This window comes from Caulobacter sp. BE254 (genome assembly GCF_031457295.1).
Lineage (GTDB): Bacteria > Pseudomonadota > Alphaproteobacteria > Caulobacterales > Caulobacteraceae > Caulobacter.
On record NZ_JAVDWJ010000004.1, the window covers coordinates 352463 to 370006 of the forward strand.

The window sequence follows — 17544 nt, forward strand, 5'->3', positions numbered from 1 at the left end:
AACTCCAACTAAATGGTCAGGAACCCGCCGCGCACATAGACGAGCGGGGCCTTGGCTTCGTCGACCACGACGCGCAGGACGCGGCCGACCAGGATCTCGTGATCGCCGCCGTCGTGGGCGGCGTGCAGCTCGCATTCGACCGCGGCCACCGCGCCGGCCAGCAGCGGCGCGCCGCAAACCCCGGCCTCGACGGCGGTCAGGGCGAAGCGGTCGTCGGCCCCGCTCCTGGCGAAGCGGTGGGCCAGGTCGCCCTGGTCGCTGGCCAGGATGTTGACGCAGAACGTCCCGGCCTGGCCCAGCGCCGCCAGGGTGCGGCTGTCGCGCTTGAGGCAGACCATGACCAGCGGCGGGTCCATCGATACCGAGCTGAAGGCGCTCACGGTCGTGCCGACCAGGCGCTGCTCGTGACGGACGGTGACCACGGTCACCCCCGCCGCGAAGCTGCCCATGGCCTTGCGGAAGTCGTGCGGCTCGGGGGCCATGTCCCTGGCGACGGCGCTCATCCTTCGGCCCCGAACGGGTTGTCGGGATAGACCGCCGAAGCCGGACGTTTCCCGCTGTCCTCGGGACTGGCCCGGCCGCAGACCGCCAGGGCGGTCAGGGCGTAGACCAGGGCGCTGTCGACCAGGTCCTGCGGGGTCGGCCGCCAGCGCTTGAAGCCGGTGGTGATGGCCGGGATGCGGTGCATGTTGAACACGTTGTGGTCGCGCCACATGCTGGAATAGACCGGGTTGGCCAGGGCCACCGGATGGCCCAGGCTCAGCCGGGTGGCGTCGTCGACGGCGGCGACCAGCGGGGCCACCTCGCGGGCGTCGGCCTCGAAGCCGTGGCGCACCACCACCGGCTCGATGTCGATGCGGCCCAGGCCGGCGTCGCGGACCATGGCCTCAAGCGAGTGCTGGACGTCGGCCACCCGCTGCTTCGGTGTCAGGCCCACCTCGAGATAGAGGTTCACCAGCTCTGTCCCGGCCCCGAAGGCGAACGGGATGCCGCCGCGGATCGAGGCGATCTGCGACTTGGGCTGGGCCACGCCGCCGGGGCTGTCGTAGCGATTGGCCTTCTCGTATTCGCCGCTCCAGGCGTGGATGGCCTCGGTCAGCTTGCCGATCTTGTAGATCGGGTTGGGATGCTGGGCCGCCGTCTCGGGATGGTCCAGCAGCGGGGTGAACACCCCCTCCCCCCACACCTGGAAGCGGAACACCGCATAACCACAGCCCACCCAGGTCAGGCCGAAGTCGCAGCCCTCGGCGGCGATGGCGTAGTCGGGGGCGACACCGCCGTGATGGAACAGGTAATGGGCGCCGATATCCTTGCCCATATAGGCGACGCCGCGGTGCTCCTCGATCGGCTCGGGGCCGATCTCGCCGGGACAGGCGGTCAAGTACATCTTGCCGGCCAGCTCGTAGCCGGCCGTCTTCAGCGCCTTGGCGGCGATCAGGAAGCAGCTCATCGGCCCGCGATCGTTGGCGATCGGGTAGCCGTACAGCTTGCCGTCCTCCAGCCAGCACTTTTCCCATTCGGGATTGGCCAGGGTCTCGGGCGCGTACTTGTAGGCGTCCAGGTCCGGGTTCCAGGTCGGCGCCTCGGTGTCGAGGTGGGCGGTGAACAGCAGGTTCTTGCCGACACCCTTGCCGCCATGCGTGCCGATGATGTTCGGACGTTCCGGCGTCGCCCCGACCTTGCGCGGCGAGAAGCCCTCGCGCGCCATCCAGTCGTGGACGTAGGTGGCGACCTCCAGCTCCTTGCCCGAGGGCGCGGGGATGTTGCCCAGGGTCAGAGCCAGCTCGACGAGCTCGTCCTGGCTGATCGCGGCGGCGATGGCGGCGCGGTCCTCGTCGGTGACCTGGTAGGGCGCGCTGGCGCCCAGGGGCGGAAATCCGTCGGCCATGCTCAGGCGGCCCCTTTCCAGGCGTCGGCGATCGCGGCCGTGTCGGTCAGGATCGCGCTGTTCAGTTCCATCACCTTCAGCGACGCCTCGTGCATGTCCGCCTCGTAGGCGGCGCAGGCGTCGGCGGCGACGAACACGTGGTAGTCGAGGTCGAAGGCGTCGCGGACGGTGCTGTCGACGCAGCACTCGGTTGTCAGGCCGGCCACCACCAGGGTGTCGACGCCCATGTCCCGCAGGCGCTGATCGAGGTCGGTGCCGACGAAGCCGCTGTAGCGGGTCTTGCGCACCACCGGTTCGCCCGGCGCCGGCTGGGGCCCGTAGAACTCGGATCCGGCCTGGCCGGCCCGGCACAGGGCGGCGTCGACGTCCGGGTTTCCCCCGCGCCGGCGCAGGCGCTCGTTCCAGGCGGGCGAGTCGGTCTCGGGCGTGGTCGACAGGCCGACGAACACCACGGACGCGCCGGCCGCGCGGGCGTCGGCGACCAGCTTTTCGGCGGCCGCCAGGGCGGGCTTGACCACGCCCATGTCGATGAACGCGCCCAGCGCCCCGTCCGGCGAGGCGAAGTCGACCTGCATGTCGACCACCAGCACCGCCGTGCGGCCCGGCGCGATCCAGGCGGCCAGGTCGTCAGTCCCGCTCACGAATAGACCGCCCGCAGGCCCGGCAGGATGTCGGCGCCGAACATGGTCAGGCCCTCCACATAGTCCGGGAAGATCAGCATCAGCCCGTCCAGCTCGCAGTAGGTGACGAATTCCTCGATCTGGGCGGCGCAGGTGGCCGGCGCGCCGACCACGGTGTGGGTCATGAAGGCCCCCTGCTGTTTTGCGACAGTGTCCAGCTTCTCGGCCGGCACGCCCCAGCTGGCCAGCATGGCCAGGATCGCGCCCATGTCGGCGCCGTCCTTGTAGTGCTCGACCATGGCCGCGGCCTTGGCGTCGGTGTCGCCGTGGACCACCGTGCACATGGCGTAGGTCTTGATGGTCTTGCCCATCGCCTCGGCGGTCGTCTTGGCGCGCAGCGAGGCGTCGCGGCGCTCGTCGGGCGTGCGGCCGCCGATGAAGCAGGCGTCGGCCTCGCGCACCGAGAACTGGAAGCCGCGGTCGGACATGCCGGCGCAGACGATCTCGGGACGCGGCTTGGCCAACGGCTTGGGCTTGGACTGGCAGTCCTTCATCGTGAAGAACTTGCCGGCGAAATCCACGCTGTCCTCGGCCCACAGGCGCTTGACCACCTTCGTCCATTCCTCGGTCAGGGCGTAGCGGTCGTCGTGCGACAGGCTGTCGTCCCAGGCCCCCATCTGGTCGAACTCGCCCTTGTAGGCGCCGGCCACGATGTTCAGCCCCGCTCGGCCGCCGCTGATGTGGTCGAGCGTGGCGATCATCTTGGCGGCCACGGCCGGGTTCTGCAGCAGCGGGTGGATGGTGGCCCAGATCCGCACGTTCTTGGTGGCCTCGGCGATGCCGGCCATCATGGTCACCGACTCCAGGGCCGTGCCCCAGTGGTCGGTCTCGCCACCGAAGCCGCGGAACTTGCCCATCGACATCACGAAGTCCATGCCGACCTGGTCGGCGGTCACCGCCGCGGCCCGGTTCTGCTGGTAGAGGCCGTCGAGGACCGGGGTGGTCTTGGAGATGATCCAGCCGCCGTTGGCGACCGGCAGGAAGACCCCGAAGTCCTTGTGCTTGGATGGACTGTGGAACATGGCGGCTCCTCCTTACGCGGCGTCTTGAAGCATATCAGGGACCGGTTCGGCGACCGGCTCTTGTGCGATGGCTTTGCGCGGCGGCCGCATGAAACAGGCCGCCACGAAGATTACGCCGATAATGGCGGCGCACACCTGGAAGGTTGGCGTGAAGCTGCCCAGACGGTCGCGCATCTCGCCACCGACCACCGGGCCCAGGGCCGAGACCGCGCCCACCAGGCAGACCAGGGAGAAGATCTCCAGGTTGTTCTTGCGGCCATAGTAGTTGAGCAGAAGGATGCTGACCGCCAGCACGGTCAGGCCGAACCCGATCCCCACGCCCACGGCGAACAGCACCAGCAGCGGCCAGCTGGCGGCGTGGCCCAGGGCCAGCAGACCGACGGCCATCATCCCCTGGGCGCCGGCCAGCAGCCAGCGCGGGTCGACGCGATCGCCCAGCAGGCCGCCGCCCATCCGGGCCGCCACCTGCATCAGGGATTCCAGGCTGATGGCCGCGATCGCCACGGCCGAGGCCACGTGGAGTTCGCTCAGGTGGGTGGGCGCCAGGCTGACGGCGGTCACCCCGCCCAGCAGGTGGGCGAAATAGGCGGCCATGATCACCCAGAACTGCGGGGTGGCGACGGCTTCCTTCACCGTCCAGTCGACGGCGGTGCGATAGACCTTGGTGTTGGCGGGCGCGGCCTGGATGTCCTCAGCCACGGCCTTGTCGGTCTGGGCGGCGGCGGCTTCCAGCCAGGCGCGGCCGCCGACCAGGGCCGCGCACAGGGCGCCGACCACCACCGAAGCCGCGGCCTGGGCCCACCAGTAGGGCCGCCAGCCGCCATGGGCCGCGGCCATGCCCGTCACCACCATCCACGGCCCGGCGACCCCGCCCAGCGAACCGATGGTGAAATAGATCCCGAACGGCAGGGCGCGCTTCTTGAACAGCATCGACAGCACGTGGGTGCCGGGAATCAGGGCCATCATCTGATAGCCCGCGCCCAGCAACGCCGTGCCCAGCCAGTAGACCAGCAGCCCCGGCGACAGCGCCAGGCAGGCGAAGCCCGCGACCATCACCGCCGAACCGGCCAGGATGGCGCCGCGCACCCCGATCTTGCGGATCAGAATGGCGGGAAATTTCGACGAGGCGCCGCAGAACGCGCCCAGCAGGGTGAACCCGAGAAAGCCGTGGAAGAAACTCCAGCCGTTCTCCTTGATCATCGCCGGCAGCACCACGCCCAGCGACGAGAAGGTCGAGGCGGTGATCAGGAACAGCAGCAGGCTCAGCGCGCCGAGCAGCAGCCAGGACCTCCACGGGATCGTCGTCGACATGGGCCTTTGGCCTCCGTCCAAGCTGGATCCCGCGCCCCGTCCCATCCCTTGAGACGGGGGCGCGGGACGGGGAACTAGAACTTGCGCGACAGGGTCACGCGCCACTCGCGGCCCTTGCTGGGCAGCGCGCCGAGGTTGGCGTAGCTGTCGGCGTCGGGCGTGAAGTAGAGCTTGTCGAACAGGTTATCGATGTTGGCCGTCACCGTGTACGGCCCGTACTCGTAATAGGCAGAGGCGCTGGCGACGGTGTATTTCGGATAGACGATGGGATCCTGCACGAGGGTCGCGGTCTTGCTCACCATCGTCGCGCCCAGGGTGGCGCCCACCTTGCCCCACCCATGGGGATCGCTGGTGTAGGCCCCGTAAAGGCTCATCACCGAGTGCGGGATCAGGCTGTAGGCATAGTCGCCGCCCCGGCCGGGCAGGCTGGAGAAGTCGAAGGTCACGAAGCCGCCGCCGTAGCCGTTCACGCCCGTGAAGCCGGCGGTGTAGGCCGGGATGTAGGCGAAGCTGTGGTCGGGCCCCTTGACCGTGGTGTGCTGGTTGCTGCCCGCGAAGGTGAAGCTGAAGTGCTCGCTGGCCAGCCAGCGGACTTCCAGTTCCACCCCCTTGGCGCGCGTGCCCTGGACCGTGGGATTGGTCCCGCTGGTCAGTTGGGTGCGGTTCTGGCGATAGGCCGACAGCGAGCCGACCAGCGTGCCCTTCAGGAGCTGGAACTTGACGCCGGCCTCGGCCAGGTCGCTGTCCGACAACCAGGAGTCGTTGGCCACCAGGCTGGCGGCGATATCGCCGGCCTGGCTCATCTCGAGCGCCGAGGCCTTGGCGTAGGTGATGTAGGGCAGGACGCCGATCGGCGTCTTGTAGCTGAGGCTGGCCGAATAGGTGGCCTTGCCCTTGGAGTCCTTCTGCTGGCCGACGACCTGGAAGGTGTAGAGGCCCGTGTCCTCGGACTTGACGTCGTAGTCGTCGTAACGGCCGCCCAGCATCAGGTTCAGCGCGCCCAGATAGATGTCGCTGGTGAAGAACACGCCCGACTGCGTCCAGGTGCTGGAATTGTCGTTTTCCCAGCCTAGGCCGGTCACGCCAGCCGGTTCGGTGCTGAAGGGGTCGTCGATGATGTCGGTGGCCGTGGCGCCGTGGCTGATGTCGCGCCGGTCCAGGGCGATCATGCCGCTGTTGTAGGCTTCGCGCCGGCGACCGTCGAACGACCGGTAGGACGCGCCCACGAACGACTTGCTGGTCACCGGGCCCAGATCGTAGGCGAAGTTGTAGGTCACCCGCCCTTCCCAGACCGAGCTGTCGAACCAGGCCGGATAGCCGTACGAGACGAAGCGCTTGTTCTCCTGGTCGTCGTAGAACAGCTGCGCCTTGATCGAGCTGGTGGGCGACAGTTCCTTGGCCAGGTCGAAATAGAGCGTGTTGGTGTCGGTCTTCGAGAAGTCGGCCGGGCTGATATAGACCGTGCGCGGCGACAGCTTGGTCGTGCCGACGCCGGTATCCAGCGTATGGCGGGCCAGATTGTCGGCGGCGTTGGGCTGGAACAGCAGAAATCTGTTGGGCGCGTCGATGTAGAGATAGCTGCTGAAGGGGTAGAAGCCCGTCTCGCCCGGCGTGATCTTGCCGTTGCCGTCGCTGTCGACCAGGGTGGTGTCGCGGCCGGTGGTGTAGGTCCCGTTGTCGATCAGGCCCTGGGTCAGGCGGTTCCAGCCCGGCGTCTGCACGTCGCCGTCCGAGTGGTACTTCATGCCGCCGAACGCCGTGGTCCAGCCGTCGCCCAGGTCGAAGTCGGCCGAAATCTCGCCGGTCTGGCGGCGCGGATAGACGCCCTTGTAGAAGCTGTGGCTGTCCTCGACCTCGCCATAGGCGTAGACGCCGCCGGTCACCGGACCCAGGTTCACCGGCAGGCCGATCTGGGCCGTGGCGTTCTTGCGGTTGTACGAGCCGTAGGTGGCGGTGATCTCGCCTGTCGGCTCGCTGAGATAGCCGCCCTCGTTCCGGCCCGACTTGGGGATGAAGTTGAGCATGCCGCCCACCTTGCCCGAGCCGTAGATCGGGGTGGGCGGACCGCGCACGATCTGGATCTGGTCGGCCGCGCCGATCGGGGTGGAATAGGTGCCGCGGTTCTCGATGCGCTTGAAGCCGCGGAAGTAGTTCTCGGCCAGGGTGCCGCGGATGTTGAGCGCGCCGGGCACGCCGTAGAAGCTGGCGGTGTAGGTGCCGGGCGAGACGGCGGTCAGGCCGTCGATGGTCTCGATGCCGTAGCGCTGCAGGGTGGTGTCGCTGACGAAGCTGGCCGAGCGCGGGGTCTCCAGCAGCGGCTTGTCGAGGCCGAACACGGTGTTGTTGGGCTTGGTCTCCAGCAGCCCCGCCTTGTCGCGCGCCTTGACCACGATCTCGTCGACGGCGGTCGAGGCGTCGGCCGGGTCAGCCGCCGGATCGGCGGCGAAGGCGGGCGACGCGACGACGGATAGAGCGAGCAGAACAGCGACGGAAGATCCCGCCATCAAGAGCCGTTGGTTCGACATGACGTCCTCGTTCGAGGTCGTCGCGCCCATCACCCGCGGTGATATCCCCAGGACGACGCCTCTTGAGGACCAGCATCGCCCAGCCGCCGCCGGCTGGCCGGATCGGCGTCTGACATTTTGAAGGAAATGTCTCCACCGCCCGGTTCTTGCTCAGCCGCCGCCCCTTTTCGCACGACGGGGGTCAAGAAACTTGATCCACCGCGCACAAGGAGCCGCCAAAAGCGTAGGGCGCAGGGTCAGCGCGGGCCGGTGGCGATCCAGACGACGTCGCCGCGGTCACGATCGTGGACCCAGGACATGGACCGGGCGCCGTCCCAGGCGGCGGTGACCAGGCCGCCGGCGATGACGGCCATGAAGGCAAGGCTGCGGAGCGTGGCGAGCGCGGACATGGACGGGCCTCCTCGGCGGAAAGGATGCCGCCCCAGGAGTTGCCGCCTGGTTGACGGGCCCTTCCGGGCGGCGCGACCGTCTGACGCGCCCGATCGCAGGAGCGCTGAACCTTCCGCAAGCGCCAGGGATCGTCCGCACACGGACGCCGTCGCAAAACTGTCGCCAAACTGTGACAAATGACTTCGGCATGGGACGTAGAGTTCGCATGTCCCTTCTCGTTCGCCCCCGCAAACTAGGAAATGCCCCGATGAAGACCCTGCTCGGAGCCACCGCCGCGCTTGGCCTGCTGGCCGGCGCGTCCAGCGCCCACGCCGCCCGCGACTACGTCTGGGCCGCCGGATCGTCGACCGTGTTCCCCTTCTCCACCCGCACCGCCGAGAACTTCGCCAAGAAGACCGGCAAGAAGGCGCCCAAGGTCGAGAGCCTGGGCACCGGAGGCGGCATCAAGATGTTCTGCGGCGGCATGGGCGAGAAGTTCCCCGACATCGCCAACGCCTCGCGTCCGATGAAGAAGTCCGAGTTCGAGGCCTGCAAGGCCAAGGGCGTCAACAACATCGTCGAGCTGAAGATCGGCTTCGACGGCATCGTCGTGGCCATGGACAAGTCCGCTCCGGACTACAACTTCAAGGTCGAGCACCTGTATCTGGGCCTGGGCCAGACCGTGCTGCGCGGCGGCCAGTTCGTGGCCAATCCCTACAAGACCTGGAAGGATGTCGGCGCCGGCCTGCCGACCAACCGCATCCTGGTCTACGGCCCGCCGCCCACCTCGGGCACCCGCGACGCCTTCGTCGAGCTGGCCATCGAGGCCGGCGCCAAGAAGTTCCCGACCGCCAAGGCCCTGCACGACAGCGACGAAAAGGCCTTCAAGGCCAAGGTCGACCCGCTGCGCACCGACGGCGGCTGGGTCGACGCCGGCGAGAACGACAACGCCATCATCGGCACCATCGAGAAGACCCCGGGCGCCCTGGGCGTGTTCGGCTACAGCTTCCTCGAGGAGAACGCCAATCGCATCAAGGGCGCCAGCGTCAATGGCGTCAAGCCCACGGCCCAGGCGATCGCCAGCGGCCAGTACCCGCTGTCGCGCTCGCTGTACCTGTACGTCAAGAAGGACCAGGTCGGCGTGACCCCGGGTCTGAAGGAGTTCGTCGCCGAGTTCGTGTCCGACGCGGCCACCGGCCGGGGCGGCTACCTGCAGGGCCGCGGCCTGATCCCCCTGCCCCCGGCCCAGCATGAGGCCATGAAGGCCGCCGCCGGCAAGCTGTCGCCGATGGCCGCGCCGAAGTCGTAGGTCTTCGTCCAGAGCTTATGGAAACGGCCCCGGAGCGATCCGGGGCCGTTCTTCGTTGTCCCTGTCACCAACAAGCACGTCATCCCGGGCCCCTGTGCCCGGGATCCCTGGCTCAGCCGATAGTGAAGCGCCTTGGCGCGCCAGCGCGCCACACCCCTGCACCTGCAGCGGAGAGAGGGGTCCCGGGCACAAGGCCCGGGATGACGATGGCTATTTGCGAATACAGGCCGAGCGGAAACTCAGTTCGTCGGCTGCTCGGCGGGCGCGCGGGAGGTCATGCCCGCGGCGGCGGCGTCGTCGGCCATCTGGGCGTCGACGGTCGGCGGCTCGGCGGCGGGGGGCGGAACGGTGACGACCGGCGGCGGCGCCGCAGGCTTGGGCGCAGCGGCCACCGGGGCCGGGCGGGCGGCGGCGACAGCGGCCGCGTCCTCGGCGGCAGTACGGATCTCGGCTGGTCCTGGCTTGTAGCCGCCGTCGAAGTCCATGGAAGAGGCGATCAGCAGCACGCCGGCGGTGGCGATGGCCCCGACCAGGGCCCCCAGGAGAATCCATCCGAACGGGTTGCTATGACGTTCGGCCTTGGCCATCCGGGCTTCCTCTGACTCTGCGGCCCCCTTACGAGCCGACCCAACGCCGGACGGGTCCGACGTCGACATGGACGAAATTGCTGACGGGGTAATAACCCACGCCGCCGCGTCCCAGATCCAGGGCCGCGGCCCTCAGTCGATCCAGCGCGACGTCCTCCAGATAGACGTCCATGGCCTTGCCGTCCATGTGCAGGCTGCGCTTGGCGACCTGGCCGCTGCGTTCGTGCAGCATGGCGTTGGTGCGCGGCGAGCGGTAGCCGGAGATCACCTGGAAATGCGACTTGGTCTCGGTCTTCTGGGCCAGGGCCGACAGCGTGTCGAACAGCTCCGGATGCATCGAATAGACGTCGCCGGTGCGGTAGTCGCGCAGCACCTTGTCCAGGGCCTGGACGGCGTCGGGCACGTACTCGCCCTTGTCGAAATAGACCGCTTCCAGCTTTTCCTGGGTATGGATGTTGTGCAGCTTCAGCCAGCGCGGGGCGTGGGAAGCGGCCGAGGTGCGGGCGACCGGAGCCGCGACCGGCGGGGCGGCGGCGGCCGGCAGGCCTTCGGCGGGCAGGCCCTCGGCGAGGTCCGACTGGCTTTGCAGGAGGTCGCCGATCGGGTCGGAGACTCCCAGTTTCGATTGGGCGAAGGCCGCCATCGGCCCGACCGCGCTTGCGCCGAGCACGCCGAGGCCAAGCCCCAACAGCTTGCGTCGTTCGATCATGATTACGCTTCCCCGGACTGACCCCGCGCGACGCCGGAAGGCCGGATCGCCGCACTTGGCGACCCTCACGCGAGCACTAAAACGCCAGAGTCTTTACGAAACGGCCAAGGCCTTCCAAACGGAAGGCCAGCCGAAACGAAAGGCTGCTGCCCCGGGAAGAGGCCTTACGCGTCGCCGCGGGTCAAGCTGGGCCGGGGGCTCCTGCGGCGATACGCTGCACCAGCTCCCTATCCCAACCATACGGGTCGTCGCGGAAGTTCATCTGCCCGTCCGGGGTCATATAGGCCGTCCAGTAGAGCAGAAATACGGCGATGGGCTGGGCCAGGGGGGCGCGCACCGTCTTGCCCGCCGCCAGGGTGGCGTCGACGACGTCCGGCTGCCAGTCGGGGCTGGAGGCCAGCAGCTGCTTGGCCAGCGGGATCGGCTTTTCCAGCCGCACGCAGCCGTGGCTGGCCAGGCGGCTGAAGCTGGCGAACTTCGAGCGGCTGGGCGTGTCGTGCAGATAGACGCCGTAGGGGTTGTCGAAGTCGAACTTGACCAGGCCCAGGGCCGCCTTGGGCCCCGCCTTCTGCTGCAGCCGCGAGGTCCCCTCGCCCGTCGAGATGACGACGAAGTCGTTGCGCTTCAGATAGCCGGGATTGGCCCGCTCCTTGGGCCACAGCTCCTTGGCGGCGATCGACGAGGGCACGTTCCACGGCGGATTGAGCACGATCGAGCGGATCGTCGACTGCAGCATCGGCGTCTCGTCGCCGGGGCGGCCGGTCACCGCCCGCATGGTCAGGTTCGGGGCGTCGTCATGGAAGACGCTCATCACCGCGGCGGCGATATTGACCTGGATGCGGTCGGCCGGCAGCTGCTGGGGCAGCCAGCGCCAGCGCTCCATATTGGCCAGGATCTGGTCGATCCGGCGCTCGACCGGCACATTCAGAGCCGCCAGGGTTGCGGGCCCCAGACCGCCGTCCGGATTGAGGCCGAAGCGCTTCTGGGCGCGCATCAGGGCCTGCTGCAGGGCGGCGTCGAACACCGGGGCCCTGTCGACGGCCACGGTCGCGTCCTCGACGGCCAGCCGGGCCTCCAAGGCGGCGATGCGCGGATCGCCGGTCGCGCCCAGCTTCAGTGGCTCGCCCGTCGCCAGGGTCTTCCAGCCGCCGACCGCGGCGATGTCGCGATAGGTCGCCAGGCCCTTCCGCAGGGTCTGATAGCCGGTATAGGGCGGCGGCAGGCTGTCGAGCCACGGGCCCAGGCGGTCCTGGGCGGCGGCCTGGACGAAGTCCGGGCCCGGGTCGTAGGGCGCGGGACGCAGGCCCCAGTCGCCGAGGAAGGCGTCCGGCGCCAAGCGGCCGGTGCGCACGGCCTTGGCGTAGCGCAGGGTCAGACCGATCAGCTGGGCCTGCCCCGCCTGACGGGCCCCGGCGTCGCGGGCGTTCAGCAGCGGCAGGACCGTGTCAGGCGCGAAGGCCACGGATTCGAAGCCGTGGGTGTAGGCCTGGCCCAGGGTCCGCAGCAGCAGCTCGACCTGGTCGGACCGCAGGACCACGCTGGTCGGCGGCGGCAAGGCGGGCTGCTGCGGGACCCGCACCAGGGGCGGATTCTGGAGCTGGGCGGCGGCCGACGACAGCGAGAAAAGAGAGACCGCGCCGCCAAGCAGCGCGTCACGTTTGGTCCAGGACTTGGTCACCGTCGAAAGGTCTCGCGCACGCTCGCACGCGGCCGGTCCGCGCGTCCTCAAATGGCCGCCGCGACCTAGGCTCGTCAATGTCCGTATCATTGAAGGCCAACGGTTCAGACAGCTTATGGTTCTTTATTCTCAATGCGGAACCTTAAGGCCACACTGGCGGTTTGATCCCACGTCGGGGCGCGTGGTCGCGCCCTTTCATCGTCAGGATTCCACTCATGAGGATCGCCCAGGTTCCGCCCCTGTACGAAGCCGTCCCGCCACGCCTTTACGGCGGCACCGAGCGGGTCGTCGCGCACCTCACGGACGCCCTGGTCGACCTGGGCCACGACGTCACCCTGTTCGCCTCGGGCGACGCCCGCACCAAGGCCGAGCTGGTGGTCGTGCGCGACCAGGCCATCCGCCTGGACCCCGCCCTGCTCAAGTCGGACCTGGCGGCCCACATGGCCATGCTGGCCGAGGTCCGCCGCCAGGCTCGCCGCTTCGACGTGATCCATTTCCACACCGACATGATCCACTTCCCGATGTTCGAGGACATGCCGGGGCGGACCCTGACCACCCTGCACGGACGGCTGGACCTGAAGGACCTGCCGGGCGTCTATCGCCGCTGGCCGCAGTTCCCGCTGGTGTCGATCTCGGACGACCAGCGCCGGCCCCTGCCCTTCGCCAACTGGGCCGGCACGGTGCTGCACGGCATGGCCGAGGAGATCTACGATTTCCGAGTGAAATCAGATGGTTACCTGGCTTTCCTGGGCCGCATCTCGCCCGAGAAGGGTCCTGATCGGGCCATCGCCATCGCCAAGCGACTGGGCAAGAGGCTCAAGATCGCCGCCAAGATCGACGCCGCCGATCGGGCCTATTTCCACGACGAGGTCGAGCACCTGCTGGACCACCCGCTGATCGAGTTCATCGGCGAGATCGGCGACCACGAAAAGTCCGCCTTCCTGGGCGGCGCCGACGCCCTGCTGTTCCCGATCGCCTGGCCCGAGCCGTTCGGTCTGGTGATGATCGAGGCCATGGCCTGCGGCACGCCGGTGATCGCCTACGACTGCGGCTCGGTGCCCGAAGTGATCGAGGACGGCCTGACCGGCTTCATCGTCCGCAACGAGGACGAGGCGGTCGCCGCCGTCCGACGCCTGGGCGACCTGGATCGCCGGAAGATCCGCCGTCGATTCGAGACACGATTCTCGGCGACCGCCATGGCTCGTCGCTACCTGGACCTTTATGGTCGACTTGAAGAAGCGTCCGCGCCGCCGCGCCTGACGCTGGCCCAAAGCGCCTGATCCGGCCTTCACGCGGTCGCCGCGTCGGAGACATGATCAGGTTTTAGGAATCGGGAACCCGCCCGCCGAGCCCGCGCGGCGCGGCGGGTTTTCGAGGGACCTCAGCGCAAGGGGCCAAAGGACATGGACGATCTCACACCCGGCCCGACCCCGAGCGGCGCCGTCGAGCAGGGCGAGACGGGCGAACCGCGCGTCCCCTACCGGCTGTTCGCCCTGAAGGACAAGGACACCTTCCTGGTGGCCGACGCGTTCGGCGACGTGCTGGGCGCGGCCGACGGCCTGTTCCACGACGACACCCGCCTGCTGTCGCGGCTGCGCCTGCTGATCGGCAACCGGGCGCCGGCCCTGCTGAGCGCGGCGGTGTCGCAGGACAACGTGTTCTTCACCTCCCATTCCACCAACGAGCCCCTGCCCGCCCTGGGCGGAGCGGCGGCGCCGCACGGCGCGATCCATATCGAGCGCAAGCGGTTCCTGTGGGACCAGCGGCTGTACGAGCGCCTGCGCTTCGTCAACTACAGCCGCGACATGGTCATCCTGCCGGTCGGTCTGGAATACGACGCCGACTTCCACGACATGTTCGAGGTGCGCGGCTCCAAGCGTCCGGCCCGCGGCCGGGTTCTGCCCGCCGAGACCAACGGCCGCTCGGTGACCTATGTCTATGACGGCCTGGACGGCCTGCGGCGCACCAGCATCGTCTCGTTCTCCGAACCGCCGGGCCGCCTGGGGCCGCAGCGCGCCGACTTCATGTTCATGCTGACGCCCGAAACCCATTTCGACCTCTACGTCGAGGTAGGGGTCGAGCCCGCCCATCCGCCGACCCGCGAGCGGTGGCGGGCGGCGGCGGCCCGGGCCCGCATCGACATGCGCAACCGCCGGCGGCGCGGGGCGCGGCTGCACAGCTCGGGCCGACTGTTCAACGACTGGCTGGAAAAGTCGCGGGCGGATCTCGCCCTGCTGACCACCCAGTTCGCCACCGGCCCCTATCCCTATGCCGGCATCCCCTGGTTCTCGACGCCGTTCGGCCGCGACGCGATCATCACCGCCTGGCAGGTGCTGTGGATCGAGCCCAGCCTGGCCAAGGGCGTCCTGGGCTATCTGGCCGAGCACCAGGCCGAGGAGGTCAGCGCCTTCCGCGACAGCGCGCCCGGCAAGATCATGCACGAGACCCGCAAGGGCGAGATGACCGCCCTGGGCGAGCTGCCGTTCGGCCGCTACTACGGCGGGGTCGACACCACGCCGCTGTTCGTGGCCCTGGCCTGCGCCTATGCCGAGCGCACCGGCGACCTGGCCTTCATCGAAAGCCTGTGGGAGCCGCTGCTCAACGCCATCGCCTGGATCGAGCACTTCGGCGACAGCGACGGCGACGGGCTGATCGACTACGCCCGCGGCCTGGACTCCGGCCTGTCGAACCAGAACTGGAAGGACAGCGAGGACAGCGTCTTCCACGAGGACGGCAAGTTCCCCGACGGTCCCATCGCCGTGGTCGAGGTCCAGGGCTACGCCTTCGCCGCCTTCCGGGGCATGGCCGACCTGGCCGAGCGGCGCGGCGATCACGCGAACGCCGAGCGCTGGCGGGCCAAGGCCGAACACCTGCGCCTGGAGGTCGAGACCAAGTTCTGGATGGAGGACAAGGGCTTCTACGCCATGGCGGTCGACGGCCACGGCAAGCCCTGCCGGGTGCGCGGCTCCAATCCCGGCCACCTGCTGTTCTGCGGCCTGCCCTCGCCCGAGCGCGCCGCCAAGGTGGCCGACGCCCTGCTGTCGGCGGCGTTCCACAACGGCTTCGGCGTGCGGACCCTGGCCCAGGGCGAACCCCGCTTCAATCCGATGAGCTATCACAACGGCTCGGTCTGGCCGCACGACACGGCGATCTGCGCCATGGGCCTGGCCCGCTACGGCCACCGCGACGGGGTGGTGGAGATGACCTCGGGCCTGTTCGAGACCGCCGCCCACTACGAGATGCGCCTGCCCGAGCTGTTCTGCGGCTTCCCGCGTCAGCCGGGCGAGCCGCCGGTGGCCTATCCGGTGGCCTGCCTGCCCCAGGCCTGGGCGGCCGGCTCGGCCTTCATGATGCTGCAGGCGTGCCTGGGGATCACCGTCGACGGCTGGCGCGGCGAGGTGCGCCTGACCGACCCGCGCCTGCCGATCGGCATCGACCACCTGCAGGTCGACGGCCTCAGGATCGGCGGCGTCTGCACCGACATCACCTTCGAACACATCGGCGCCCATGTGGCGGCCCACACCAGCAAGTCGTCGCCGGTGCCGATCCTGATCCGGCGCTGACCGCCCTTCCGCGCGAAAACCCGAACCGAACCAAACCCGAAAGACGAGCTGGACCAAACCATGCCGCAGAACCTCGACCTTTTCCCGATCGGCAACTGCGCCGTCAGCGCCCTGATCGACCGCGGTGGCCGCTTCGTCTGGGCCTGCGCGCCGCGCATCGATTCCGACCCGGTGTTCAGCGCGCTGCTGGGCGGGCTGGAGCCCGGCGATCCGGCCGCCAAGGGCGTCTGGGAGGTCGTGGTCGACGGCGCCACGAGCGTCGAGCAGGACTACCTGCGCAACACCCCGATCCTGCGCACGGTGATCACCGACGCCGACGGGGCCAGCGTCGAGGTCATCGACTTCGCCCCGCGCTACCAGCAGTTCGGCCGAAGCTTCCGGCCCACCGCCTTCATCCGCCTGATCCGGCCGCTGACCAGCGTGGCGCGGATCACCATCCGCCTGCGCCCGACCGCCGACTGGGGCGCGCGGGCGGCCGAGCACACCCACGGCTCCAACCACATCCGCTACCTGTGCTCGGACATGACCCTGCGCCTGTCCACCGACGGGCCGGTGTCGCACATCCTGGAGGAACGAACCTTCCGACTGGAGCGGCCGATCGCCATGTTCCTGGGCGCCGACGAGGGCTTCAACGCCGACATCGGCGCTACCTGCAACCGCATGCTGCAGCAGACCCAGGAATACTGGATGGACTGGGTGCGGGGCCTGGCCGTGCCGCTGGACTACCAGAGCGCGGTGATCCGCTCGGCCATCACCCTGAAGCTCTGCATGCACGAGGAGACCGGGGCGATCGTGGCGGCCATGACCACCTCGATCCCGGAACACGCCGACAGCGGCCGCAACTGGGATTACCGCTACTGCTGGCTGCGCGACGCCTATTACGTGGTCCAGGCCCTGAACCGGCTGGGCGCGGTCGACATCCTGGAGAACTACCTCGGCTACCTGCGCAACATCGTCGACCGGGCGGCGGGCGGGCACATCCAGCCGCTGTTCGCCGTGGGCTTCGAGCCGCAGCTGACCGAGCGCTTCGCCCCCGCCCTGCCCGGCTATCGCGGCATGGGGCCGGTGCGGATCGGCAACCAGGCTTACGAGCACCAGCAGCACGACGTCTACGGCCAGATCGTCCTGTCCACGGTCCAGGCCTTCTTCGACGAGCGCCTGCTGCGGCCGGGCACGGTCGAGGACTTCCAGAACCTGGAGCCGGTGGGCGAGCGGGCCTTCCAGCTGCACGACCAGCCCGACGCCAGCCTGTGGGAGTTCCGCGGCCGGGCCAATGTCCACACCTATTCGGCGGTGATGTGCTGGGCGGCCTGCGACCGGCTGGGCAACGCCGCCGCCCGCCTGGGCCTGGACGACCGCGCCGACTTCTGGAACCAGCGCGCCGCCCAGGTGCGCCAGACCATCGACCAGCGCGCCTGGAACCAGACCCTGGGCCGCTTCGCCGCCACCTTCGAGGGCGACGAGCTGGACGCCAGCCTGCTGCAGCTGGTCGACTTGCGCTTCATCGAGGCTACGGACCCGCGCAACGTCGCCACCGTCGCCGCCATCGAGGCCGGCCTGCGCAAGGGTTCCTACCTGCTGCGCTACGCCATCCCCGACGACTTCGGCGCCCCGCAGACGGCGTTCAACATCTGCACCTTCTGGCTGGTCGAGGCCCTGTACCTGGCCGGGCGGATCGACGAGGCGCGCGAATTGTTCGACGAGATGCTGGCCCGCCGCACCACCGCCGGCCTGCTGTCGGAGGACATCGGCTTCGCGGACGGCGAGCTCTGGGGCAACTACCCGCAGACCTATTCGCTGGTCGGCCTGATCAACTGCGCCGTGCTGCTGAGCCGGCCGTGGACCTCGGTGCGGTAGCGGCTAGCCGCCGCCCGCCACGCCCTCCGGCGCGATCCGCACGTGC

Annotated in this window: 14 protein-coding genes; 4 read left to right on the plus strand and 10 right to left on the minus strand. The window is 69.0% G+C overall.

Going from position 1 to position 17544, the window contains the following annotated elements; genetic code table 11:
• Nucleotides 1-8: 8 nt before the first annotated feature.
• The 7 genes from J2X41_RS10505 to J2X41_RS10535 form a co-directional block, all read right to left on the minus strand.
• A complete protein-coding gene (locus J2X41_RS10505) occupies nt 9-503 on the minus strand; it encodes a flavin reductase family protein (protein ID WP_310081686.1) in 495 nt (164 codons plus the stop codon).
• Complete coding sequence (locus J2X41_RS10510) at nt 500-1888, minus strand: peptidase M20 (RefSeq protein WP_310081687.1); 1389 nt, start codon at nt 1886-1888, stop codon at nt 500-502. Before J2X41_RS10510 ends, J2X41_RS10505 begins: the two co-directional genes overlap by 4 nt.
• 2 nt (nt 1889-1890) lie before the next feature.
• Nucleotides 1891-2529 carry a cysteine hydrolase gene (locus J2X41_RS10515; RefSeq protein WP_310081689.1) on the minus strand — a complete coding sequence of 213 codons (639 nt, stop codon included), beginning with the start codon at nt 2527-2529 and terminating at the stop codon, nt 1891-1893.
• Nucleotides 2526-3590, minus strand: coding sequence for an LLM class flavin-dependent oxidoreductase (locus J2X41_RS10520; protein WP_310081690.1), 1065 nt, complete (start codon nt 3588-3590; stop codon nt 2526-2528). The genes J2X41_RS10515 and J2X41_RS10520 overlap by 4 nt, the downstream gene beginning before the upstream one ends.
• 12 nt (nt 3591-3602) lie before the next feature.
• Entirely contained in the window at nt 3603-4901 is a 1299-nt protein-coding gene (locus tag J2X41_RS10525; protein WP_310081692.1) for an MFS transporter, read from the minus strand.
• A gap of 74 nt (nt 4902-4975) precedes the next feature.
• Nucleotides 4976-7426: a TonB-dependent receptor gene (locus J2X41_RS10530; RefSeq protein WP_310081693.1), complete on the minus strand. Its 2451-nt coding sequence runs from the start codon at nt 7424-7426 to the stop codon at nt 4976-4978.
• A 236-nt stretch (nt 7427-7662) separates the two neighbouring features.
• Nucleotides 7663-7815 (minus strand): hypothetical protein, encoded by a 153-nt coding sequence (locus tag J2X41_RS10535; protein WP_310081695.1) that lies wholly within the window; start codon nt 7813-7815, stop codon nt 7663-7665.
• 248 nt (nt 7816-8063) lie between these two features.
• On the opposite strand from J2X41_RS10535, the gene J2X41_RS10540 reads away from it, so the two are divergent.
• On the plus strand, nt 8064-9104 hold the full coding sequence (locus tag J2X41_RS10540) for a substrate-binding domain-containing protein (RefSeq protein WP_310081697.1): 1041 nt from the start codon (nt 8064-8066) through the stop codon (nt 9102-9104).
• 239 nt (nt 9105-9343) lie between these two features.
• On the opposite strand, the gene J2X41_RS10545 is transcribed toward J2X41_RS10540, so the two are convergent.
• The 3 genes from J2X41_RS10545 to J2X41_RS10555 all read right to left on the minus strand — a co-directional run bounded on the left by J2X41_RS10545 (nt 9344) and on the right by J2X41_RS10555 (nt 12078).
• Nucleotides 9344-9691 carry a hypothetical protein gene (locus J2X41_RS10545; RefSeq protein WP_310081699.1) on the minus strand — a complete coding sequence of 116 codons (348 nt, stop codon included), beginning with the start codon at nt 9689-9691 and terminating at the stop codon, nt 9344-9346.
• A gap of 28 nt (nt 9692-9719) precedes the next feature.
• On the minus strand, nt 9720-10400 hold the full coding sequence (locus tag J2X41_RS10550; RefSeq protein ID WP_310081701.1) for a DUF882 domain-containing protein: 681 nt from the start codon (nt 10398-10400) through the stop codon (nt 9720-9722).
• A 181-nt stretch (nt 10401-10581) separates the two neighbouring features.
• Entirely contained in the window at nt 10582-12078 is a 1497-nt protein-coding gene (locus tag J2X41_RS10555; RefSeq protein ID WP_310081702.1) for a L,D-transpeptidase family protein, read from the minus strand.
• A gap of 215 nt (nt 12079-12293) precedes the next feature.
• On the opposite strand from J2X41_RS10555, the gene J2X41_RS10560 reads away from it, so the two are divergent.
• The 3 genes from J2X41_RS10560 (at nt 12294) to J2X41_RS10570 (ending at nt 17498) form a co-directional block, all read left to right on the plus strand.
• Nucleotides 12294-13358 carry a glycosyltransferase family 4 protein gene (locus J2X41_RS10560; RefSeq protein WP_310081704.1) on the plus strand — a complete coding sequence of 355 codons (1065 nt, stop codon included), beginning with the start codon at nt 12294-12296 and terminating at the stop codon, nt 13356-13358.
• Between the two features lie 123 nt (nt 13359-13481).
• Nucleotides 13482-15641, plus strand: coding sequence for an amylo-alpha-1,6-glucosidase (locus J2X41_RS10565; protein WP_310081706.1), 2160 nt, complete (start codon nt 13482-13484; stop codon nt 15639-15641).
• 60 nt (nt 15642-15701) lie between these two features.
• Entirely contained in the window at nt 15702-17498 is a 1797-nt protein-coding gene (locus J2X41_RS10570) for a glycoside hydrolase family 15 protein (protein ID WP_310081708.1), read from the plus strand.
• The last annotated feature ends 46 nt before the right edge of the window (nt 17499-17544 follow it).